The organism is Enterococcus sp. AMC1252 (assembly GCF_058216515.1).
In genome coordinates, this window is record NZ_CM177097.1 from 3,813,786 (window position 1) to 3,836,709 (window position 22,924).

The window sequence follows — 22,924 nt, forward strand, 5'->3', positions numbered from 1 at the left end:
AAATATGGACACTTTATTAAAGTATAACTCCTACACAGTCTAACCTTTATTGGTATTTATTAAATGATTATCAAAAAATTAGAATTGTAAAGAAAAATATGATAAATAAATTACTTATGCCTACTGTATAATTACATTTATGAAAATATAATATCCTTTAAGATTTTATATTTTTACGATATGAACACTATTAAAAAAAGGAAGGCACGTGTGGTGTAATGAAGGATTCATGGAAAAAAGGTTCGTTTAAATTTTTGTTGTATTCAAGTGCGATTTTCGTAGGAGCAAGTTCTCCTATCCAAGTATTGGCTACAACTGTATCACAAGTAACTCAAGCAACTCAATCTATTTTGGAAAAAGACTATATAAGTGTATTGAAAGAATACACGGATGCCAAAAATAGCTATCTAGAAACTAAAAACAAATACGATGCTGCATTGGACGACTACAATCTATCAAAAATTGAAGCTGATAACACTTATGAGGCAGCAGCTAAGCTTAAAACTGATTTAGATGATTTAAAAAAGACTTATCAAGTAAAGTTAGAGGATTTCGAAAAAGCTACTACGACTTACGAATCACATAGAGCTACATATGAAACAAACAAGTCGGATTTCGAAGCACATATTGGAGATTACAATACAGCAAAAGAAGAGTACGAAGCAAAGAAAACTAGCTATCAATTATTTGAATCAACTTTTAATACCATGCAGAATGATTATTTGAGTGAGCTTACGAAGTATGAAGAATTAAACACTGAAGCTGAGTCAAAAAAGGCCTCTTATGAAAAGTTACGCATGGAGTATGAAAATAAACGTACAATCTATGATGAGGCTGCAACAGCGTATAAAAAGGTTCAAACTGCCTATAATACGGCAAAAAATAGCTATAATAATCAGTTGACGGATTATAACACGCAAAAACTGTCTTATGAAAAACTATTGAACACTTATAATCGTGAAAAAATCATTTATGACAAAAAAGCTGCAGAATTCAATCAAGCAGCGCAATCATACAATATACTGAAAAATGAACTTGAAACTGCTAAAACAGAATACACAGCTGTCAAAACGGAATACGATAACGCTCTTGAGGAATACAAAAAGCTATCAACCGAGTACAATACAGCAAAAGAAAACTATCTAGTTGAAAAGACAGCTTACGAAAAACGCTTGTCAGAATTAGACACATCAATTCATGATTACGAAAGTAAACTTGCGAGTTACAATAAAATTAAAGAGGACTACAATAACACGAAACAAGCATATGAAGAAGCAAAAACTGATTACAATGATTTATCAACTCAATTAAAAGAATTAGCAAAACAATATGAAACAGAACACACGGCTTATGACGCTGAAAAGAAAGCTTTTGATGATAAAACAAAAGTTTACGAAACAGCGAAAACAGCATATGATCAGCAAAAAGCAGCATATGAGACTCAACTTACAGCATACGAAACAGAGTTGAATATGTATAATGAAAAACGAACAGCTGCAGCAGAAATTCTTGCACAATATGAAGAAGGTACTGTAGAATATTCAACTGCCTTAACTGCGTATAATGAAAATAATAATCGCTATAATGAAGTAAATAAGACCTATCAACAAGTCAAAGAACAGTCTGAGTTACTGACAGAGAAATTTAAAGAAGTCCAAGCAACTTATGAAACTGCAACAAACGACTATCAAGTAATTGAAACTTCTTACCAATTAATCAAACAACAATATGATACCCTCGTTACCAAGTATAATCAGGCGAAACTTGATTATCAGCAATTGGAGAAAGACTATCAAGCAATTAGCGAAAGCTATACTCAAGTAATGAATGTTTACGCTGAAACTGATACAGCACACAAAGCTGCACTCAAAGAATCTGAAGAAGTCAAAGTACAATTTACTCAGCTGAGTCTATCTTATGAAGAGGTACAGACTAAATATACAAATGGTTCAAAAGAGTTTGAAGCGACTAATAAAAAATATATTGAGGCAAATAAAAGTTATGAAGCAACTAACCAAAAATATGGAATCGCACGTGACGAATATGATCGCTTGTTCCCAGAATATCGAACACTTAAAGATCAATTAGACCAATTAAAACTAGAACTTTCAGAAACAAAAACAGTTTTTACTAATTTGGGTCTAACATTGGCAACAACCAAAAAGCAATATACTGATTTACAATCGCAATATACTGAAACAATGAGTAACTTTAATAAAGTAACAGAACAGTTTAAAAATTTAGGAAAAGAATACACTATCGCTGAACTTGCGTATAAAGCTGCAGCAAAAGCAATTACCGATGCAAAAGACTCATTCGAACTTCGTGAAAATGAATATAAAGCATTAGCCGCCTACTATGTTAAACTCAAAACGGAATACGATAAAACCTTTGAACTTTACACTAACACTTCAACTAAATTAGAAGAAGTAACAGCTGAGCAAAAAGTTCATGAAAGTGAGTATAACACTGTTTCAGAAGAGTACGAAAATTTAAAGCGTTCTTTTACTAAACTTGAAACAGAATATAGCAACGTTAATAACTCATATCTTGCAGCATACACAGCTTGGGAAAAAGCCGATACTGCCTATAAAGAAGCGGCACCAAAATTAACACCACTAAAAGAATCTTATGAGGCAACGCTTAGACTCTTTACCGACCTACAAACTAAGTATAATCTTGCAAAAGAAAGCTTCACCACCGCAGCAAAACCTTATGAGGATGCACTTGCAGCTTATGATAAGGCTGTTCTCGCTAAAGAGGAAATTAACCTTGCTGTAACCAATATGAATCAAACGCTCAAAAATTTTCCTGCTGATAAAATCACACAAGAAAACCTAGATAATATTCCAGATATTTTAGCAGCATGGCAAGCAGAATACGATATAGCTATTGAAGCACTAAACACTGTTCATGAAACTTCATGGCCTTTAATCCAAGCATACCAAGATGCTAATGAAAACTACAATCATTCTGGGTTGATTGATCCTACAAAACAAATAGAAAACGTGTATACCCCAACTGATTTTGGCACTCAACTAACAAACTATATTCAAAACGCTCAGAATACAATGCAAGAAAATGTTGATAGAGCTACAGCCTATCAAAAATATTTTATAGCTTATAAAGGTTACTTAAATGCTTATGATGATTATAGAAACAAATGGGCTCCTGGTAATGAAGGTGACCTGAACAATGATTTACTGCTTGTTTGGCAACCTACAATTAATTCTTTACGTAAGCAAGACCGTAATTATGAGTTATTAGGCTATACTGTTGAACAGTTAAAAACCATGAAAACTGTTGCAGAATTTGAGACTTTCATATCCGTGTATGAAAAAGATGGTGCTGCAGCACTTTCAAATATATCTAATTATATTGAAAATTATATAAAGAATGTTGATACAGAGTGGAGTGCAGCACAAGAAATTTTAAAAAATGAAATAGCCGAATTCACGGAAACAACTGGTATCGACGTTCTTAGTTTTTTTGATGCTGAAATGCTCACAACCAATACAGTTGAAATGTATGACCAACTTTTATCTGCTTACAATAAAAATGTCAATTATCTAAAACAGACTGTAGCACGCTATGAAAATTATGTATCACGTGGTGTATCAGTCTATGAATGGATTACCGTTTATAATAACAATTATTCTGGATTTGATGGAAGTCTTGGCGGACAACCGATGGAAGATTTTGTTGATATTCCACCCATTACTCTTGAAACAATCGAAACAGAATTAGGACTACTAGAACTCCAAAAAATCATAGAACCAAAAATTCCAGATGTACCTGACATGGCTGAAGAACCTTTGGAGCCAGCACTACTTAACACCCCAGAAGAAGTAACATCTGTAGATAAACCAGTTATATCTGCACTTGCACCTTCTACAGTTTCAACAAAAGCAATTGTTGGTATCACAGGAATTACACTACCAATACTGACAGAAGAACATCCATCAAAACCAACTGATCCAGTTGTAGAGTTAGGCACTTCAACCGATGTAACTGACGTGGAATTAGAAGATAAAGAAGCAGAAGAAAGCATTCAACCAGATGTTCCTGTTGAGTTAGATGACCTAGAAGATGTTACGAATGTAGATCCACTAGATCCTCCAAAAGAGTTAGAAGAAGCGCCAAAAGTCGAAGATCCAATTATTCCAGATATTACAGCACCAGAAGTGGTGGATCCAACAACGCCACCAGTAGAACAACCAATTGAGATCATAGCGCCAACAGAACCTAATACATTAGAAGCACCAGTAGCAAATCAGTTACCCGAAGCTCCTGTTGCGTTAATCGATCCTAAGAAGAAAGAAGAAGAAAAAATTGTGGCAACCACAAGCACTAGACTGAATACAGTTGCTGATCCAGCAACGACTAAACTTCCGAATACTCGTTCTGAAAGAAGACTTCCAAATACGGGAACAGAAACTTCTCTAATGAGCCAAGGAATGGGCGCCTTTATGGCTGGAGCCGCTGGATCTCTTCTTTTCTGGAAAAGAAAAAAAGGAAAACACAGTAAATAAATTTTCGTTTTCTGACACCTAACAAAAAAGTAGATTTTCATTCTAAAAAACAAGCTGAACAACACCTTTGTGATGTCCAGCTTGTTTTTATTTGACCAATAGTAAGTTTTCAGTTTGGAAATAAAGCTTTGTTGGCAGTATTCCATAGCGCCACAATTTTACCTAAAACTGGAAAACGGTATCTAAATTTTAGGCACCAAAATCCATTATTTTTGCTACTATACTAAACAAAGCTCCCGCGTATGTACACTTTGATTTTCGTTTATTAAAAAAACAAATACTTGATACTTACACAAAAAGAACCCGCTCTTTGGGGAAGAGCGGGAAAAGGAGTTAAAAAATGAAAAAGTGTTTTGTTAGGGTTGTTTGTTTGGTATGAATATATAATAACGCGCAATTGTGATTATTTTATGTCGAAAAATTGGTTTCTTTATTACGATTGTTTGGCTAAACTCTGAATTACTTTTAGTTTTCTATAAACTTTAACAAAAATCACACTCTCAACAATGCTTGTGTAGTACATCTGAAAGAACCGCCAAAAATCCTTGAAACTTCGTAATCTAATGTTTCAACTTTTATGCCATATCCTTGTAACGCTGCAATCAGTTCTGTAAATGCCTGATCTGTAACATACACAGATTCATTGATTGGAAGACCATTTGTCAGCAATAGTGATGCTTCCTTTAAAGAGATGTTGATTTTATCCCAGTTGCTTAATTCTTTCGGCAAATCGTCTAAAAAGGCTTCTTCACAATAAATCATCAAGCCGTCTCGGACCATGCTTAATGCACAATCCAAGTGCAGTATATCTGGATGTAAACGTACGGGTACAATAGTATAGTCCCAATGTGCCAAAAGCGACTTCAACCATCTGATTCCATTTAAATTACTAGCCAAGCCAGAATGCCCGACAAATATTGTTTTACCATAAACTAAAACGTCTCCACCCTCTAAAAATGGCCCTGTTTCACTGTCTGAACCTTGTGAAATATCTGGTTGCGGTGTGGCTAAATAGACTGTTTCTGAATGCTTGGACTCCTCGACTAAAATCTCTCTGATCGGTAAGATTTCTAAACGTCGGTGAGCAAACCTTAAGTTCCCTTCAATAACGAAATGTCCTACTGTGAAAAACGGATCTCTGGAAAAAAAATTAGCATAACCGTGACCGTTCTTTTTCCCAACCTCTTTTTCATATTCGGTCAGCATTCTTGGTCTAATTACTTCTACACCATAAGAAGTTAATAACTCATCCATTTGCTCTTTCTCGCATTCCCATCTCTTTTGCATATCTGGGTAAAGATCAGCTACATCTCCAACTTTATGATCGAATAAATCCAGATTTTTTTCTGATAAAAAACTTGTATCTAACCCATCATCCTCTTCCGGCAAATAGAATTGTGATTGTGCTAAAACAACTCTTTTTAACGGAGCAAATTCGCTTTCTACAAAATTAGTTTTCATTAACCGTCATTCCACCTATCATTGCTTTTCCATCATTATAGCAAGTTTCGGGTTTTTTTTATAGAAAGGTAATGTTTTGAACCATTTTTACCTTATTCGATCAATTAAAGAAACCAGTTCCCCATGTAGTATCAATCCGTCCGTCATCAGGTCCGACTGCAACATAACGGCGGTTCCCCCCTTGGCTGATGTAACTGATCCAAACGTAGCCCTTACTATGAATATAATGATCATAGTTGATTGCCATCCCAGATGAGTAATAATCAAGTGCTGGGCTAATCGTGTCATTGGGTTCTGTATCTCGGCTGACTGCTAATTGTCTATTAGGATAAAATGTCCCTGACATTGGAATCAAACTTGATGGTTGTTTTTGTGATTCGGGTTGAGAATCAGGTGTATTGGGCTGTGATTTTGGCGGATGTATTTCATTTTCTCCGTAACGGTAAACCGTTATTGTAGGATAACCATTTAATTCCCAAATTGTATCATGATCATTGATCGTAATACCGTTATAACCATAATTACAATGAATGATATGGTCTTGATCATCTATAAAAATTCCAGTATGACCAGCAGCACCTCCGGATGCTCCTCGATTTCCCCAGATAAAAATATCACCTTTTTGAGTAGAATAATTGCCGGCTGTATTTTTTTTTAATTGAGTCCAACCACTATTTTCTAGGTGTGAGAAAAGCGTATCTGTATTGCCCATAGCTCCACTAGTCAGAAAGCCTCCATTGATCAATGCGAAATACACTGCGCTGGAACAATCATAGCTATTAGGACCTAAACGCGCACTCATCGAGTACGATACTTTTCCTTTGCGATCTGACATCCATTTAATCATTTGTTCTATTTTTGCCATCTTTTTTACTCCTTTAATTTGTTTTTTTGAACACCAACTTTTTTTATCATAGAATCGTCCTAGCTATTGCTTGAACTTTTTCAACAATTTCCTCATCTGCCATCCAATTATCAGAATGAATCCATTTATGGATTAGCTTCATCTTATTTGGCGTTTCTGGATCTTTACTAACTAATTGTTCCGCTTCGGATAATTCATAAATAATCGTATTTATAATATCAATGTCCAATTTCTTTTGTATTTGAAGAATATAAGATAACGGCGGATTCCATCGTTGACTAGCTGCTAATTTTGCTTTTCCACCCACAAGGTCAGACCAGTTCTGTTCTTTTTTTATTCTTATTTCATCTATTACTTCCCAAAAATCGGTGATTGTTTTTATTGTACGCATTGATTTTTCTCCTTTATCTTTATTTATATATTGATCCTACTTGAATTTGAGACTTACTGACTTTTAACATACTGTTAAAAGTCTCCCTAAAACAGTTATTCCTGCACATCAATAGGCATACAATGTTTCATGTGAAACAAAAAGGGTTTTGTTTTACTTATTAATTTTTATTTATCAAATGGACATCACAGATTAAATATAAAATATGTGTGCATACTTTTATAAATTAAGAAGGAAATTTCAATATAAATCGGTCACTCTTTATTTATTATGTTAAAATTAACTAGTATCATGTAAAATACTGTATTTATAAGGAGAAGAGGAAATGAAAAAGTTAAAAGTGGGAATCGTTTGTTTTTTAATGGGAGCCTTAGTTCTCAGTGGTTGTGGTAAATCAAATACTAGTTCAAGTTCAGCAAGCACTGCTGCTAGTACTAGTAGTCAAGAAGAAAGTTCAGAATCATCTACTAGTGAGCGTGAGCATGTAGAAAAAACAGCAGATTCTGAATCTGGTAATTCCAAACAGTTTAAACTTATGATCGAAGGAGCTCAATCACAAGTTCCTAGTTTGAAAAAACAATATGAAGGTATGTATTCTGATATTTCTATAACTGAAGGAGAAGATAGCACGATCGTTTATACCTATACTTTTGCACAAGCACCCGCCGCAGAAGTAGATGCTGACGCGTTAAAACCTACTTTAGTTAAAGGATTGAAACCAATCATAGATGGCGCTAAGGTATTAATTCCAGACGTTAAAATTCAAGTGATTTTCCTGGATCCAGAGCAATCTGAAGTACTTAATTTTGTCATTACACAAGAAGATACAGATCAAGTTGAGAGTGATACTCAATAAAAAAAAGCCACCCTTTGATAATTGGGTGGCTTTTTGAATGGATTTTGAATTATGGCTGGCTTTTTACTATTTTGTCTTACTTGATGTATTTAAGTTTTCAATAAAAGCCAACATATAGGATATTAAGCAACTTTTATTTTAATGGTTGTTTGGTTTCTGTTAGTTCTGTCTGCATTCTTCATTCGTATAAGGGCATTTTTTACTGCTCCCTACGATCACATAAAAGAAAAGAGATTAAAGAAGCTTAGTAATAAAATGTTTTTGTGGTTAGTTATTTCTATGTTTGTATTACTAATTGCATCGGCATATCTGCTATAAATTTGGTCTCAAGTAAAAAAGCCCCCTTTTTTTAAGGAGGGCTTTTATATTTGTTAAAAAATTTAAATATCTTGATAAGCTACTTTTTAACTAACATTGAATAGTTTGCAACCATTGGTACATAGGATTTCTATGACTTAACCTTTGCTATCTTACCTTGCTTAATATAGTCGAAATTTTAATTTTCATAAGTTTTCAAGCAGATTCATTCAACTAATTTACTACGTTTTTTAACAAAATAGGTTCATATATATTCACTCATTTTTAACGAATGTGGTCAAAAAAAGGGCTTGAGGCATTACTTTTTCTATTTATTTTTGTAATTTGAAAATCTTTTATTAACGCACTTTAATGACTTATTATTTAAGAAGCCTCGCTACATCTTTAATTGGTGTAACAAGGCTTTTTACATTATGAAATGGTCTGATTACATATGAGAGACAATATTTTTTAACGACATCATTATCTCTATTTATTAAGTCTAATCAATTAGATAGACATTAAAACCTTTCGTTTCCCCCTCTACAACAGTAGTTAGAACTTCTTTTTCCAAAAAAGTCAAAACAAAATCTCTCAAGATTTCTTCAAATATGTCTTTGACGTTATTATCATCACCTAAAAAATCAGTATAATTATACACATTTACCTGGAAATTATCTGTTTCAATCCAACTTAAATCTGTTAACCAATCAGTTATACCTTCCCAACTATTAGCATCTGGCAAAGTATATTCTTTTTGTAATACACTGAATAATTCCATTTTATTTGATATTTCATTGCCTTTTAAATTAACAATAAAACAGTTTCCCAATTTACTAGTAGGACCAGAGTCGATATACTCACATTTTGTAGTATGGATTACATGGTCCACCCCATTATATTATGAAAGCTCTCTCCCCTTAATTTTTTTACATACAAAACTTGTAGCAATTTCATCCTCAATGTCATCGCTACTATACCAATAAAAATTCCCCTCTTTTTCAAAGAAGCTAGCTTCGAATATTTCTAATGTTGAATCTAATATATTATTTATATGAAACTGACTAACACCCTCTAAACAAAATTCAATTGTTGTCATAAATTCTGATTGTCTTTGAATAAATAAATTTACCACGGGATCCGTATTCATTATCATAGAGAAATCTTCATCTACATAAGTACCACTTGTATATTTCAAATCTTTTATACAACTATCATGAAAATTATCTAGCGTTTTCATTAATTTATCTATATCCGATTGAGTTTCTAAATTTTTCCATTCCATCGGTTTGTAATCCTCTTTTTAAAGGTTAACTAATCCCTATTCAAAATCTGGATGAATAACGTTGTTAACTTGAATAAGGTCTTTCCTAGTATACTCATATTTCATTTTTTTATCATTACCAATATTTCCTGCAGTAATGCTTTTATCAATATAATATATATCTCCAATTTCATTTGAAACTTCGGACAATTCTCTATTGCCAACTTTAATATTTTTTATATATTTGAACGTAGAACCTTCCTCATTTATCATTCCAAAAAGATATATTTTACAATCATAAACCTTACTAATTTCCATAAAATCAAAATTTTTAAAACTCGTCACTGAAGAATCATCAAAACATACATCAACAGTTCCTGAATCTAAATTTTCTAACTCTAAATTTCTTGTAGCAGTTGCTTCATCAACTGAAATTAATTTATACATAAAGATCTCCTTCTTCTAAATTATTTGCTTGGATAAAACGATACTACAAATCCATTATTTCCATATGCCAAAGTGTATCTTTGACCATTGATATTATAGACAGAATATGGACCTTTAGGACCTGTTCCTTGTTTTATAGGATCAAGCTTTAAAGTATCGTGTAAAAAATTAGGAATATCTTTAATACCTTGAGCACTAAAGTCAGCCACATGTCCGTTAATAATATGTTTTAATCCAGCTTTATCACTTCCGTTTTCCAACCACAATAATTTCCCGGATGAATCTCTTCCAATCATTACAATATCATCAAGATTATACTTTACTCCACTTTTTGCAAGTTCTTCCAACAATTCAGGCTTTAATAATCTATTAGCTCCAGTATTGTTCTTATAGAATCCCGCATCGGAAGCTTTCTGTCCTGCGTAAGCACCACCAACTAATCCGATCAAATCAGATAAGGTTCCTGAATGTGCTGCGTATTGGAATTGTAACTTTTCCCTATGAGTAAGTAGTTTCCCCGTATGCGGATTTAGACCTAGCTTAGAAAATTTTATATATTTTTGATAGACCAGCTCTGGCGAATCTGTCACTTGAACTAAATCTGACTCCGTTAATCCATGTTTTGCTAATGTATTTGCTTTCCCAGATTTTGCATTTTTGAGTTTTTCTTGTCTCATTTTCTCTCGTTTTTCCCAACGGTTATGAATGGGTTTCGCCCAACTCATATTTAAACGAGTCATATCAAATGTTCCTGTTGCTGGATTCCAAGCCTTGCAATTTGCTACTTGAGTCAAACCTGCACTAAATTCAGCTTCACATGCTTCATAATCGGAAAAAATAGTTGCTGAATGGGCATTATATTCATGAAACTTCCTCAATTTTTCCTGCCGCTTCTCAAGCGTCTCACAGGCATTGATATACCGCCGTTCTAAATCAGGGCGCATCGTTTTTGCTGTACTCATTTGTTGCTCAATATCTCTTTTTACATCTTCAAAGCGAGCGATTTGTTCCAAAATTTGATCTTCAATCGTATCCATTCCACAAACCATGCTCTGATAGTCACTAAGCAAGCGTTTATTCGCACTTTCCAGCGCTTCTCCTGTCATTATAGCAGATTGGCACAATGGTGTGTAAGCCACCATAAAATAGCTTTTAGCTGAATCATACGCCTTACTGGATAAGGGTGCTGATAAAAAAGACTGAATACTTGTTTGCAGTGAAGCAATGGCTTGGCTCGCATGATTATTCATTCGAGAGGTTTGATTGGCTTGTGCTTGAACTTCACCGATATAAAAACTAAGTCCCACTTGATTTCCCCTCCTTTTGCTTCCAAAAAGAAGTTTGTTCTGCGTTTACGGATTCTTCTTGATCTAACAATGCTCGATACTCTTTTTGTAATTCAACTTGTTGTTCCTCAAGTTCTCTTTGTGCTTTTTTAGCCAAATGAAGACTTTCATCTCCACGGTCTTGGTAAAAAGCTCGTTCTTCTGCTTCACAATTGTTCAAAACGAATTCATACGCTTGTTGCCCTTTTTGTTGTAGGTTGAAAAAGGCTTCTTGTTGCTCTTCTACTTGGCGTTGCTCCTTCTTACTACTTTGCTGATCCTCTTGCAACTGCTCTATACGCAAGCGGAACTGATAATTTTTTTGGTCATATTCAATTTCGTTCATCGAAAACCTCCCAAATTATTTAGGTTTGTTAATTGAGCAATAGTTTGATCGACTTTTTCAAATTCTTTTGCAACAGAATGAATATTGTCACCAGCAGAAACCACACTAGAAGATAAAAGCTTTAACCCCTGTTCATACTTATTCATGGCTTGTTTTGCTTTTGCGTTGCCTAATACATTCGTGCTTGAAGAAACTGTCGAAGCACTGATACTATTTAATGCGCTGGCAGATTGACTAAACGAAGCCGAAACACCTCCAGCAACGCTCATATTACTGTTAATCGGCATATAATCACTCCTTTACTCCATATAGAATATAAAAAACTTTTTGTCCTTTATATTTTACCATCTAAAAATACACAAATACAATAGGCTGTTTTTCCCTTATTCGGAATTTTATTTTCTATTTATGGTATTCAAATATGGTATGTTATTAGGATTAGTCAATGATAACCTTATGGAAAGAACTATTACTCCCAAGAAAAAGAGAAAAGAATTTGATGAAACAAACAGCTATTACACTAATGAAGAGCTTAAATCCTTCTTGCATCACTTGTTGCAGTTAAAAGACCAACGAGCATACACCTTTTTTAGAGTGTTAGCTTTTACTGGACTTAGAAAAGGAGAAGCTATGGGTTTATTATGGAAAGATATTTCTTTTACTAATAAAACAATCCATGTTAATAAGACCCTTGCAGAACTTCAAAGTGGTCATCCTATCATTCAAGATACGAAAACAGAATCATCAAACCGTATCATCACAATTGATAACCAAACACTTGAAATCCTTAAAGAATGGAAAAACCACATTATCCAAGAAAAATTTAAACTCGTTATACGAGATCAAGATTTCAATGAAAATGTAGTTTTTTGTAATTCCATATTAACAAATAAAAATCAATATCTATACAAATCATATGCTAATAACGTGATGAAGAGAGTCAAAAAGCATTTTCCAGATATGAAAATTATCAAAGTTCATGATTTTCGCAAAACAAATGCTTCTTTACTATTTGAAAGTGGTGCTAGTATTAAAGATGTTTCACAAAGACTAGGTCATAAATCTACAAAAATTACGACTGATATCTATATTAAAGTCACTCAAGCTAAACAAAATGAGACTGCTGAAAACTTTACTAAATACATGTCTTTTTAATTTATGATTTTATGTAGTCAAATTGACATCAAGCCTTTTCTTTATTAACTTTCGCTATCTTACCTTGCTCAATATATTCAGTGTTTTTACAATCATTATCAGCTATTACGCACCATCTAGACATTTCAACAAGTAAAAAAGGTAAAAATCATCATTATACACCATAAGAAAAATTTTTTTCTTAGTCAAAAAATTTCAATTACCACGGGCAAATCAATTTTTTCATTATTTATCCCCTTATACACCGACATATTTATCTATTTTGAACCTCAAAAAAGCCCACTTCTTTAAAAATCGTACCATATATATCTGACTCTTCAATCCTTACTTTATAAGTTGATATTTTATCTAAAGCGCTTAAGTCCAGCTCAATTTCGAACTTTTCCTGATCAAATTGCTTGAAATTAATAGTTGAATTAGAAATCTCTACACCATTCTTGTATACTGTAATCTCAGGAAAATAAGGATACCTTACTGGAGCATTAAATGTAATTGTTGTTTGTAGTGCATCGCTTTTAGATACAATGTTTGTAACATTATTTGAATCAAGAACCTTTGTGTCAGCTGTTTGAGCGAGTGGTAGATAAGCAATATCAAAGCTCCAATCTCCAGTATATTCTAAAGATGTAGGAACACTAAAGGGTTGAGGATTGTCAGGATCAGCAAATGCCTTAGATTCTGCTGCTTCATATTCGTCACGATCCATCCAAGCTAATCTGTAAATGTGAAGACTTAATTCTGCATTCTCAGGAATACTCTCTTTATCGAAAGTCGATATCACTGATCCATAAAAAGTATCTCCGTCTAATCTAAATGTTGAATAGGACTGTACACCTTGAAATAAATCTTTAGTTTCCCCTTTAACAAAGAGGCCAAGTTGAATATCTTGATGATCTGATTTAGCTTCTATATCCTTTTTTAGTAACGTTTCTAATTTTTCGTCGTCTACTTTAAACTGATAATCAAAAGCAAATTTTTTCTTTGTGGAAACAAATTTAGTCAACTTTATCTCTCGATCATTTTGAATACTTGTTAAATTGAGTTCAGTAGGTATTGCATTTTTCTCTACTGTCTCCACTCCAGAATCTCTTCCAATCCCCAAAGCATTCTCTATCGCTACCCCTACTGGGGTTTTGGTTATTATTAAAAAAAGAGCTACAGCAGCAACTAATACTGCAATGGTACTATTTCTAGAAAGAACTCTAAAATTTTTCTCTTGTTTGATTTTTTTATTTAGGATATTTTCTCTATTGGATTCTAGCTTAGTTAATACTTCATCTGGGATTTTTCTTTCATTCTTAATTTTATCGATTATTTTTTTATCCATCACTCGATTCCTCCAATAAAATTTTCAATTTCATTTTTCCTCTTGCTAGTCTTGTCTTTACAGTGTTTACAGATATTTTCAATTGTTCAGATATTTCTTTAATACTAAATCCCGCATAATAATATAATATAAGTGGGATTCTGTAAATTTCTTCCAACTCATTCAATTCTTGCTCCACATCAAACGTATTACCCATATCTACCTTATCAGACAGATACTTCTCTTCAGATTCTGAATTTGCTGTTTTTTTCTTCAAAATGTCTTTTGCTATATTAGTCATTATTTGAAAAATCCAAGAATTAAACGCTTCTTCATTTTTTAATTTAGTTATTTTTGTCCATGCACGTATCTCTGTTTCTTGCATACAATCAGCCACATCTTCGTCATTCAAAAGTATTTTATATGCTGAATTATATAAAATATCTTGATAGGCAGTACATAGCTCAATAAAAGCTTGAGAATTTCCTTTCTTAGCTTTTCTAACTAAATGTACATTTACATTTTTTTGCAACAATATTCCCCCTCTCATAATATAAGACTGTGTGTATCCCTTAAAAGTTTCATCGAAAATATTTTTTATTTTATAAGAAATTTTTCAGAGTTCTTGCATTTGCTGGACTTATAAAAGGTGAAGCAATGGCATTATAATGGAAAGATATTGATTTTGATAGCCAAACTATTGATCTTAATAAAGCACTAGCAGAATTAAAAATTGTTGAACCAATCATCCAATATACAAAAACAGAATCATCTAATAGAATTGTGAAAATTGACAACCAAACTTCTCAACTACTCAAAGAATGGAAAAACCACATCATTCAGCAAAATCTTTCTCTAGGTATAAGAGATAAGCTTTTTGCTGGATGATGTGGTTTTTAGTAATTCTGTTTTATATCGTGATCGACAATATCTCTACAAGTCTTACCCCAATCATGTAATGGATAAAGTGAAACGACATTTTCCCAATATGACAATGATCCGAATACATGATTTTAGAAAGACTAATGCATCTTTACTTTTTGAAAGTGGCACTAGTATCAAAAACGTTTCACAACGACTAGGTCACAAATCAACCAAAATCACTACAGATATTTATATCAAAGTGACCAAAACAAAGCAGAATGAAACTGCAGAAAAGTTTTCTAATTACATGGCATTTTAAAAACCGGATTCAAAAATATGATTGTTTATATTGAATGAGTTAAAACCTTGCTATTATTCACTTTTAGAAGTGGTTTTCGCTATTTTCCCTTGCTCAATATAAACCATCAAAATCGATACATCCGCTGGGTTTACACCGCTGATCCGACTAGCTTGAGCAATTGTTTCTGGTTGGATTTTTTGTAGTTTTTGTTTTGCTTCTGTTGCTAATCCGTTGATAGCTTCGTAATCGATATTTTCTGGAATTCGTTTGGCTTCCATGCGTTTTAGTTTATCGACCTTTTCCAAGGCTTTTTTGATGTAGCCTTCGTATTTAATTTGAATTTCTACTTGTTCAATAACTTTATCATCCAATTTTGCATCTGCTGCTGGGATAAATTGAGTGACTTCATGATAGGTCAATTCTGGGCGTTTTAAGAAGTCGCTAGCTAAGACCCCATCTTTCAACGGAACAGAGCCTTTCTCTTCTAGAAACGTTTGTACGTCCGTTGTAGGCTTCACTCTAACTGAACTTAAACGAGCAATTTCTGCTTCGACTGCTTTTTTCTTTTCAAGATAAGCTGTATATTGCTCTTCTTTAACCAAGCCGATTTCATGACCTTTTTCTGTCAAACGTAAATCAGCATTATCATGACGCAAAATCAACCGATATTCAGCTCTTGATGTTAGTAAACGATAAGGTTCATTCGTTCCTTTGGTTACTAAATCATCGATCATCACACCGATATAACCATCACTACGTTTCATTACAAACGGTTCTTTGCCTTGCACTTTAAGTGCAGCATTGATCCCTGCAATCAACCCTTGACCTGCAGCTTCTTCATAGCCACTAGTTCCGTTCGTTTGTCCAGCTGTAAACAAGCCATCGATCACTTTCGTCTCAAGTGTTGGGCGTAGTTGATGCGGCACAACTACATCGTACTCGATTGCATAACCTGTGCGCATCATTTCAGCTTTTTCTAAACCAGCAATCGAATGTAGAATATCCGTTTGAACATCTTCTGGCAATGAAGTAGAAAGACCTTGGACGTATACTTCTTCTGTGTTCAAACCTTCTGGTTCTAGGAATAATTGATGGCGAGGTTTGTCAGAGAAACGAACGATTTTGTCTTCGATTGATGGACAATAACGAGCCCCTACCCCTTCAACGATTCCAGTAAACATTGGTGCGCGATGTAAGTTATCTTGAATGATTTCATGAGTTCCTTCATTTGTGTACGTCAGCCAACAAGAACGTTGGTCTAAATTATACGCATCATCTGGCGTACTAAAACTAAAGTGATTTGGTTGTTCATCCCCAGGTTGCTCTTCTGTCACAGAATAATCAATCGTGCTAGATTTCACGCGAGGGGGGGTTCCTGTTTTGAAACGATCCATTTCAAGACCTAGTTCTTTTAAATGATCAGCCAAACCAATTGATGGTAATGAATTATTAGGACCTGAAGAATATTTTAATTCACCGATGATAATTTCTCCGCGAAGTGCTGTTCCAGCTGTAATAATCACGCTTTTACTTTGGTATTGTGCACCTGTTGTTGTGACTACACCTTTACAAATACCATTTTCTACGATCAAGCGTTCCACGATTCCTTGACGTAATGATAAGTTGTCTGTGCGCTCAATCGTGTGTTTCATTTCTGTAGCGTAGGCATGTTTGTCCGCTTGGGCGCGCAAGGCGCGAACGGCCGGACCTTTTCCTGTATTTAGCATCCGCATTTGGATGTATGTTTTGTCTATATTATGACCCATTTCGCCGCCTAATGCATCGATTTCTCGCACAACGACGCCTTTAGCCGGACCTCCCACAGATGGGTTACATGGCATAAATGCCACCATATCTAAATTGATTGTTAGAAGCAGTGTTTTACTGCCCATACGAGCGGATGCTAAGGCTGCTTCTGAACCTGCGTGACCTGCTCCGACTACGATTACATCATAAGATTCTGCTTTAAATTGATTCATCGACTCTTCCTCTCTATTTTCCTAAACAAAATTGACTGAATAATTGGGTGATCAGTTCGTCTTGAACACTGTCACCAACGATTTCACCTAAAAAGTCCCAGCAACGCGTCATATCCATTTGAACGAGATCGACTGGCATGCCAGCTTCGATTCCTCGAATCACTTCATCTAGCGCTATTGCTGCCTGATCTAGTAAGGCGATATGGCGGGTATTGGATACGTAAGTCGCATCTTTTTCCCCTGTTTGTCCGCCAAAAAACAAGTCAGCAATTTTTAATTCTAGTTGTTCCATCCCTGTATTAGATAAGACAGATACAGGTAAAATTTCTTCATCATTAACGAGCTGTTTTAATTCTTCTCGATCTAATTGGGAAGGTAAATCCATTTTATTTAGTAAGATCACTCGTTTTAAACCTTCTGTTGCTACTAATAATTGACGATCTTCATCTGTTAACGGTTCATTTTGATTCAGAACTAGCAAAATCAAATCTGATTCAGCTAATGCTTTACGGCTACGTTCTACGCCGATCCGTTCCACAATATCTTCTGTTTCTCTGATACCAGCTGTATCGATCAATTTCAGCGGTACTCCACGGACGTTGACATATTCTTCGATAACATCTCGTGTCGTTCCTGCAATATCTGTTACAATCGCTTTTTCTTCACGTAATAAATGATTTAGTAGACTTGATTTTCCAACATTTGGACGACCGATAATCGCTGTGCTTAAACCTTCACGTAAAATTTTTCCTTGTTTAGCTGTTGTCAGTAATCCTTCGATCTGAGCTTTAACAAATCCAGCTTTTTCGAGCAATAATTTCGTCGTTAATTCCTCTACATCATCGTATTCCGGGTAATCGATATTGACTTCGACCTGTGCCAACGTCTCTAATATTTCCTGTCTTAATGAACGGATCAAAGAAGATAAATTTCCATCTAATTGATCCAAGGCAACGTGCATCGCTCGATCCGTTTTCGCCCGAATCAAATCCATCACAGCTTCTGCTTGGGATAGATCCATTCGACCATTTAGAAACGCTCTTTTCGTAAATTCGCCTGGTTCGGCCAAACGAGCACCTTCTCTTAACAATAGCTGCAATAATTGGTTAACAACAACGATTCCACCGTGACAGTTGATTTCAACGACGTCTTCTCTAGTAAAGGTTTTTGGTGCTCTCATCACAGAAACCATCACTTCATCCAGCAAGCTATCATCCTTAGGGTCAAGAATATGACCGTAATGAATCGTATGTGTGGGCATATCTATTAATTGCTTGCTACCAGAGCGATAGACTTTATTTGCAATGGCAATCGCATCATCACCACTTAAACGGACAATACTGATTGCTCCTTCACCTGGAGGCGTTGAAATTGCGGCGATCGTATCAAATTCTAACGTTATTTGTTGCATGATTGACTTACTTCCTTTCGCAAATGGATTGAGCTCTTTTTAGCGTAGTAATTATTACACTAAACGACTCTTATATTCTCTAAAACTATGTATGCATCAAATTTTGACTACAAAAAAAGCGCCCACTCCACCCCTATTTTTTAGGTTGGATCTAGCACTTTCACTGCATCAATTCCTATTAATTTCTTGACATAGAATAGCATATTTTCTTTTTTTTCGCAACATTATTTATTTACTGAACGCGTTCATTAGCTTTGCATTTCTATCTTTTTATCTTTAAAATAAACCTATATAAAGCGAGGAGGTTCCTATAATGAGACGAATAAAAACAGATGCGTTCAATGAACAAGAATTAGAAAATCGTTTAAATGGAATCACATTATCTACAGGAAATGTTAGTAGAAAGTATATTGTTCGTGATATTGTTTTTGCAACAGATCGAATTGAAACAGATTTATTTTCACCTGACGTCAATCCAAATGATGTCTTCAGCGGTGTATATCGTCAATTAAAAGTAATTGCATTTGAATATGAAGCCGATGCCGTGATCAATTGCCATTTTGAAGAAAAGTATGTAGAATACCAAGGGAAATGGGTCGTAGAAATTTTTGCTTATGGTACGGTTGTTCAGTTTACACAAACTAATATCGGCTAAATAAAAAAAAGACCTGATTCTAAAAGAACCAGGCTGGAAGAAGCACGAATGCTTCGACTACTTTATCATCGTATTTTGTACGTTGATAAGAATGATTTCGTTTAAAATATACTTTGTTTAACAGTATTTGTCAATGTATTTTTTTATGACAAAGCTTGATCTAAATAAAAAATGTCCCTTTAAAAAATTACTTTTAAAGGGACATTTTTATTGATCAATACTGTTTTTTCGCAGGTTCAACTACTAAATAGCGATAAGGTTCGTCACCTTCTGAATGTGTTTTGATATGATCATCTTTACTCAAGGTAAAATGAATTTGTTTTCTTTCAAATGCTGGCATCGGTTCTAGAAAAACTGGACGACCAGTTTGTTTGACTTTTTCGGCTGTTCTTTCTGCTAAACGTTGTAAGATTGCTTGACGTTTTTCACGGTAATCACCAACATTCACCACAACCGATAATTTATTTTCTGCAACACGATGAACAAATACTTGTGCTAAATACTGCATAGCATTTAGAACTTTTCCATGTTTTCCAATCAAAATTCCTTGTTTATCTGTATCTAGATGAAAAACCAACAAACCATCTTTACGTTCTAAACGGACTAAAGCCGGCGCATTCAACTCTTTTGAAATAGTAGTTAAATACATTGCTAATTCAGTGATCGCTTCTTCATCATTTAAGTTTTCCAAGATTTTGGGTTCTGAGGAATCAGAATCTGATGTTTTAGCAGCTAACAATTCTTCAACTGCTTTTTCTACTTTTACTTCCTCATCTGTCACAATGATATCTTCGACTGTTTCTGCAACTGCTTCTGCGATTTGTTCACTAACAGTCGGTTCGATCGATACTTGAGCAAGTTTTTTACCAAAACCTAAGAAACCCTTCTTAGCGTCTGTGATCACGCTGATCTCTACTTCTTCTTTTGATAAATTCAGTGCGTGTAAGCCCTTAGTTGTTGCTTCTTCAATTGTGTTTCCCTCATATACCGGCATCTGGAAAACCTCCTTTTATTTTTTCTTATTTTTTTTCTTAGGATTCATTGCTTTCTTCAATGCTCGTTCGCGTTCTTTCACTTGTCGTTCTGCTTCTGCACGCTCTTTACGGATTTTAAACGGATTATTGATCAATAATGTTTGACCTACTTGGAAAGCGTTAGAAACCACCCAGTAAAGTGATAATCCGCTGGCTAAGCTCATCCCCATAACAAAAATCATGACTGGCATTACAAAGTTCATGATTTTCAATGATGCATTTGACTCAATCTGACTCATACTTGTTAAATAACTGCTGGCAAATGTAAACGCAGCTGCAAGAATCGGTAAAATTAAATACGGATCAGGCTGACCTAAGTTCAACCACATAAAACTTCCCTGTTTCAATTCAGGCACACGAGAAATTGATTGATATAGTGCCATCATGATCGGCATTTGAATCAATAATGGTAAACAACCAGCATATGGGTTTACGTTATTTTCAGCATATAATTTTTGCTGTTCTTCACGGAATAAACGTTGTGTTTCTGGATCTTTTGATGAATATTGTTTTTGTAACGCTTTTAATTTTGGTTGTAATTCTTGGGTCTTACGCATGCTTTTCGTTTGGAAATGCATCAATGGTAATAAAATGATTCTAATTACTAATGTAAATAGAATGATCCCGATACCAGTATTTGCTGAAATGGATAAGAATTTGATTGCCTCAGCGAAATAATAGACAATATAGCGATCCCAAATTCCTGTACTACTTTCATTAATCGGAGCTGTTCCACAGGCAGACAATACAAAAACAAGTGTAACTAAGCCTGCCATCAATAATAGACGTTTATACTTCTTCACAAAACTGTTCCTCTCTTATTTCAAAATTTTTGCAAGTTTTAAAACATGCGCCACGTTGCTGTGAATTTCTTCTGATGTCAACTTGTCGACGCCAGGTCTTGCGATGATAATAAAATCACAAGATGGATCGATTGCTTCTTTTAATTGGTAGATCGACGTACGAACTTTACGTTTTACAGCATTTCTGACAACCGCATTCCCAATCTTTTTGCCTACGGATATCCCTACCCGAAAATGCTTTTGTTCCGGTTTTTCTAACACATAGACGACAAATCGTCGATTTGCACAAGACTGTTTATGCTGAAACACTGCCTGAAATTCTTTTTCTTTTTTTACTCTATAGGATTTCTTCATCTGCATCCCTTTGTTTCTTTCTATCTTTCTTTTTGCTCACTCTACAATAATAGCATATCTCAGTCAATTTTTTCCAAATTTCAGGGAAAATATCCAGAGATTTTGGTGATAATGACCCTAATTTCATATATTATCATTTTTTTGGTTTTTTTTCACTTTATTTCTTATAAGATAGATGCATTTAAAGTCACAATTCAATCGATCACAGGGCTTCCTTTGATCCCCATGTATATTTCATTTAGAAGTAAATTTCCATTTGTGAAAGAAGACTATAAGAGAAAGCAAAGAACCCTTTATTATTTCCACAGATGCTTTGTGAAGATAATAAAGGGTTCTTAGTTTAAACTTGATTCGTTATTTAAAGTCAACATAGATTATGCTGAAATAACTTTTCTGCCTTTACGACGTCTGCTCGCTAATACGTTGCGACCATTTTTTGTGCTCATACGTTTACGGAAACCGTGAACTTTTTGACGTTTGCGTTTGTTTGGTTGATACGTTCTTTTCATCTCTTGTTCCACCTCCTGAAATTGTAACTATCCATCAATACATAGACATACTTTGATAGTATAACTAGTATTGGGTATATTTGTCAATAAATTTTCAAGAATTAATTTTTCTTCCTATCTTATTAAGTTATCCACAAAATAAAAATTTTTAGGGATAACTTGTGGATAGTTTTTTCAATGTTCTCATTCTATTTTCAGTTTCATCCACACTTATACACAAAAAAACAGGTTGTTAAAAAGTTATGCACACATCATTTTTTATTTGTGCATAACTTTTAAAAAAGCTTGAATTTATTGGCTTTGTTATACAGAGCTCGCTGTGGATAAATAAAATAACTGTGAGAAATCCACCGTTTAATTCATCTGTGTGGATAAGTTTATAACCATCTGTGAATTTTTTTTCCACAATTAACAATTTGCCTGTGGAAAAAGTTCCGAAAAAATGCTAAAATTCTATTTGCTTATCTATTTATATTTGCTCTGCTTTTTTATATAGACAAATTTTATCTAGCAAACGTGGAATAGCTTCTTGGAAATCTTAAAAAAAGAACGTATGAATGAGGCAAACAGCTCCTCTATCATAATTTCCTATTTTCCTCTCTGAGCTAAACGAGCCCATTACGCTTTTATTTCTATTCTAGCTGCACAAGTCAACTCTTCGGAAAAAAGAGAACATATGACTAAGGAAAAATACTCCTCACTCATAGTCTCCTATTATTCTGTCTGAACTACACGGCTTGTTCCGCTTTTAAACTAAGGAGGTCACCAT

The 22,924-nt window shown here is 34.3% G+C and carries 22 protein-coding genes; 5 read left to right on the plus strand and 17 right to left on the minus strand.

Going from position 1 to position 22,924, the window contains the following annotated elements; translation table 11 throughout:
• Positions 1-218: 218 nt before the first annotated feature.
• Complete coding sequence (locus tag AC4BB5_RS17955; protein ID WP_490457400.1) at positions 219-4,532, plus strand: LPXTG cell wall anchor domain-containing protein; 4,314 nt, start codon at positions 219-221, stop codon at positions 4,530-4,532.
• A gap of 492 nt (positions 4,533-5,024) precedes the next feature.
• Here AC4BB5_RS17955 and AC4BB5_RS17960 read toward each other — a convergent pair whose 3' ends face one another.
• The 3 genes from AC4BB5_RS17960 to AC4BB5_RS17970 form a co-directional block, all read right to left on the minus strand.
• Entirely contained in the window at positions 5,025-5,993 is a 969-nt protein-coding gene (locus AC4BB5_RS17960) for a dimethylarginine dimethylaminohydrolase family protein (RefSeq protein WP_490457401.1), read from the minus strand.
• Positions 5,994-6,093: 100 nt separating this feature from the next.
• Entirely contained in the window at positions 6,094-6,858 is a 765-nt protein-coding gene (locus tag AC4BB5_RS17965; protein ID WP_490457402.1) for a peptidoglycan amidohydrolase family protein, read from the minus strand.
• Positions 6,859-6,904: 46 nt separating this feature from the next.
• Complete coding sequence (locus AC4BB5_RS17970) at positions 6,905-7,249, minus strand: hypothetical protein (RefSeq protein ID WP_490457403.1); 345 nt, start codon at positions 7,247-7,249, stop codon at positions 6,905-6,907.
• A 325-nt stretch (positions 7,250-7,574) separates the two neighbouring features.
• On the opposite strand from AC4BB5_RS17970, the gene AC4BB5_RS17975 reads away from it, so the two are divergent.
• A complete protein-coding gene (locus AC4BB5_RS17975) occupies positions 7,575-8,105 on the plus strand; it encodes a hypothetical protein (protein WP_490457404.1) in 531 nt (176 codons plus the stop codon).
• Between the two features lie 799 nt (positions 8,106-8,904).
• On the opposite strand, the gene AC4BB5_RS17980 is transcribed toward AC4BB5_RS17975, so the two are convergent.
• Genes AC4BB5_RS17980 through AC4BB5_RS18005 form a run of 6 tightly spaced genes read right to left on the minus strand, consistent with a single transcriptional unit; the run spans position 8,905 to position 12,071 of the window.
• A complete protein-coding gene (locus AC4BB5_RS17980; protein WP_490457405.1) occupies positions 8,905-9,294 on the minus strand; it encodes a barstar family protein in 390 nt (129 codons plus the stop codon).
• A 9-nt stretch (positions 9,295-9,303) separates the two neighbouring features.
• Positions 9,304-9,687 (minus strand): hypothetical protein, encoded by a 384-nt coding sequence (locus AC4BB5_RS17985; protein WP_490457406.1) that lies wholly within the window; start codon positions 9,685-9,687, stop codon positions 9,304-9,306.
• A 36-nt stretch (positions 9,688-9,723) separates the two neighbouring features.
• Entirely contained in the window at positions 9,724-10,113 is a 390-nt protein-coding gene (locus AC4BB5_RS17990) for a hypothetical protein (protein ID WP_490457407.1), read from the minus strand.
• 20 nt (positions 10,114-10,133) lie between these two features.
• Positions 10,134-11,420, minus strand: a complete 1,287-nt coding sequence (locus AC4BB5_RS17995) for a T7SS effector LXG polymorphic toxin (RefSeq protein ID WP_490457408.1) — start codon at positions 11,418-11,420, stop codon at positions 10,134-10,136.
• Positions 11,410-11,784 (minus strand): hypothetical protein, encoded by a 375-nt coding sequence (locus AC4BB5_RS18000; RefSeq protein WP_490457409.1) that lies wholly within the window; start codon positions 11,782-11,784, stop codon positions 11,410-11,412. Before AC4BB5_RS18000 ends, AC4BB5_RS17995 begins: the two co-directional genes overlap by 11 nt.
• Positions 11,781-12,071: a TIGR04197 family type VII secretion effector gene (locus AC4BB5_RS18005; RefSeq protein ID WP_490457410.1), complete on the minus strand. Its 291-nt coding sequence runs from the start codon at positions 12,069-12,071 to the stop codon at positions 11,781-11,783. Before AC4BB5_RS18005 ends, AC4BB5_RS18000 begins: the two co-directional genes overlap by 4 nt.
• Before the next feature lie 169 nt (positions 12,072-12,240).
• Here AC4BB5_RS18005 and AC4BB5_RS18010 point away from each other — a divergent pair, with 169 nt between their 5' ends.
• A complete protein-coding gene (locus AC4BB5_RS18010) occupies positions 12,241-12,939 on the plus strand; it encodes a site-specific integrase (RefSeq protein ID WP_490457411.1) in 699 nt (232 codons plus the stop codon).
• Between the two features lie 253 nt (positions 12,940-13,192).
• On the opposite strand, the gene AC4BB5_RS18015 is transcribed toward AC4BB5_RS18010, so the two are convergent.
• Positions 13,193-14,266, minus strand: coding sequence for a hypothetical protein (locus AC4BB5_RS18015; RefSeq protein ID WP_490457412.1), 1,074 nt, complete (start codon positions 14,264-14,266; stop codon positions 13,193-13,195).
• Positions 14,259-14,777 carry an RNA polymerase sigma factor gene (locus AC4BB5_RS18020; protein WP_490457413.1) on the minus strand — a complete coding sequence of 173 codons (519 nt, stop codon included), beginning with the start codon at positions 14,775-14,777 and terminating at the stop codon, positions 14,259-14,261. The genes AC4BB5_RS18015 and AC4BB5_RS18020 overlap by 8 nt, the downstream gene beginning before the upstream one ends.
• 345 nt (positions 14,778-15,122) lie before the next feature.
• Between AC4BB5_RS18020 and AC4BB5_RS18025 the strand changes: the two genes are divergently transcribed.
• Positions 15,123-15,428: a tyrosine-type recombinase/integrase gene (locus AC4BB5_RS18025; RefSeq protein WP_490457414.1), complete on the plus strand. Its 306-nt coding sequence runs from the start codon at positions 15,123-15,125 to the stop codon at positions 15,426-15,428.
• 53 nt (positions 15,429-15,481) lie between these two features.
• Here AC4BB5_RS18025 and mnmG read toward each other — a convergent pair whose 3' ends face one another.
• Positions 15,482-17,389, minus strand: coding sequence for a tRNA uridine-5-carboxymethylaminomethyl(34) synthesis enzyme MnmG (gene mnmG, locus AC4BB5_RS18030; protein ID WP_490457415.1), 1,908 nt, complete (start codon positions 17,387-17,389; stop codon positions 15,482-15,484).
• A gap of 13 nt (positions 17,390-17,402) precedes the next feature.
• A complete protein-coding gene (gene mnmE, locus AC4BB5_RS18035; protein WP_490457416.1) occupies positions 17,403-18,800 on the minus strand; it encodes a tRNA uridine-5-carboxymethylaminomethyl(34) synthesis GTPase MnmE in 1,398 nt (465 codons plus the stop codon).
• Between the two features lie 313 nt (positions 18,801-19,113).
• Here mnmE and AC4BB5_RS18040 point away from each other — a divergent pair, with 313 nt between their 5' ends.
• Positions 19,114-19,455 carry a hypothetical protein gene (locus AC4BB5_RS18040; RefSeq protein ID WP_490457417.1) on the plus strand — a complete coding sequence of 114 codons (342 nt, stop codon included), beginning with the start codon at positions 19,114-19,116 and terminating at the stop codon, positions 19,453-19,455.
• A 214-nt stretch (positions 19,456-19,669) separates the two neighbouring features.
• On the opposite strand, the gene jag is transcribed toward AC4BB5_RS18040, so the two are convergent.
• The 4 genes from jag to rpmH form a co-directional block, all read right to left on the minus strand.
• Entirely contained in the window at positions 19,670-20,449 is a 780-nt protein-coding gene (jag, locus tag AC4BB5_RS18045) for an RNA-binding cell elongation regulator Jag/EloR (protein WP_490457418.1), read from the minus strand.
• 15 nt (positions 20,450-20,464) lie between these two features.
• Positions 20,465-21,292 (minus strand): membrane protein insertase YidC, encoded by an 828-nt coding sequence (locus AC4BB5_RS18050; RefSeq protein ID WP_207694368.1) that lies wholly within the window; start codon positions 21,290-21,292, stop codon positions 20,465-20,467.
• A 15-nt stretch (positions 21,293-21,307) separates the two neighbouring features.
• Complete coding sequence (gene rnpA / locus AC4BB5_RS18055; protein ID WP_490457419.1) at positions 21,308-21,646, minus strand: ribonuclease P protein component; 339 nt, start codon at positions 21,644-21,646, stop codon at positions 21,308-21,310.
• Between the two features lie 374 nt (positions 21,647-22,020).
• Positions 22,021-22,155, minus strand: a complete 135-nt coding sequence (rpmH, locus tag AC4BB5_RS18060) for a 50S ribosomal protein L34 (protein WP_010762140.1) — start codon at positions 22,153-22,155, stop codon at positions 22,021-22,023.
• Positions 22,156-22,924: the final 769 nt, after the last annotated feature.

Excerpts from the sequence above, each read along its gene's own strand:
- AC4BB5_RS17970 (WP_490457403.1), bottom strand. The coding sequence starts at position 7,249 with ATGCGTACAATAAAAACAATCACCGATTTTTGGGAAGTAATAGATGAA.
- AC4BB5_RS18010 (WP_490457411.1), top strand. The coding sequence starts at position 12,241 with ATGGAAAGAACTATTACTCCCAAGAAAAAGAGAAAAGAATTTGATGAA.
- AC4BB5_RS17965 (WP_490457402.1), bottom strand. The coding sequence starts at position 6,858 with ATGGCAAAAATAGAACAAATGATTAAATGGATGTCAGATCGCAAAGGA.
- AC4BB5_RS17990 (WP_490457407.1), bottom strand. The coding sequence starts at position 10,113 with ATGTATAAATTAATTTCAGTTGATGAAGCAACTGCTACAAGAAATTTA.
- AC4BB5_RS18040 (WP_490457417.1), top strand. The coding sequence starts at position 19,114 with ATGAGACGAATAAAAACAGATGCGTTCAATGAACAAGAATTAGAAAAT.
- AC4BB5_RS18000 (WP_490457409.1), bottom strand. The coding sequence starts at position 11,784 with ATGAACGAAATTGAATATGACCAAAAAAATTATCAGTTCCGCTTGCGT.
- rnpA (WP_490457419.1), bottom strand. The coding sequence starts at position 21,646 with ATGAAGAAATCCTATAGAGTAAAAAAAGAAAAAGAATTTCAGGCAGTG.
- AC4BB5_RS17960 (WP_490457401.1), bottom strand. The coding sequence starts at position 5,993 with ATGAAAACTAATTTTGTAGAAAGCGAATTTGCTCCGTTAAAAAGAGTT.
- rpmH (WP_010762140.1), bottom strand. The coding sequence starts at position 22,155 with ATGAAAAGAACGTATCAACCAAACAAACGCAAACGTCAAAAAGTTCAC.
- AC4BB5_RS17985 (WP_490457406.1), bottom strand. The coding sequence starts at position 9,687 with ATGGAATGGAAAAATTTAGAAACTCAATCGGATATAGATAAATTAATG.
- AC4BB5_RS17975 (WP_490457404.1), top strand. The coding sequence starts at position 7,575 with ATGAAAAAGTTAAAAGTGGGAATCGTTTGTTTTTTAATGGGAGCCTTA.
- jag (WP_490457418.1), bottom strand. The coding sequence starts at position 20,449 with ATGCCGGTATATGAGGGAAACACAATTGAAGAAGCAACAACTAAGGGC.
- mnmE (WP_490457416.1), bottom strand. The coding sequence starts at position 18,800 with ATGCAACAAATAACGTTAGAATTTGATACGATCGCCGCAATTTCAACG.
- AC4BB5_RS17955 (WP_490457400.1), top strand. The coding sequence starts at position 219 with ATGAAGGATTCATGGAAAAAAGGTTCGTTTAAATTTTTGTTGTATTCA.
- AC4BB5_RS18015 (WP_490457412.1), bottom strand. The coding sequence starts at position 14,266 with ATGGATAAAAAAATAATCGATAAAATTAAGAATGAAAGAAAAATCCCA.
- mnmG (WP_490457415.1), bottom strand. The coding sequence starts at position 17,389 with ATGAATCAATTTAAAGCAGAATCTTATGATGTAATCGTAGTCGGAGCA.
- AC4BB5_RS18005 (WP_490457410.1), bottom strand. The coding sequence starts at position 12,071 with ATGCCGATTAACAGTAATATGAGCGTTGCTGGAGGTGTTTCGGCTTCG.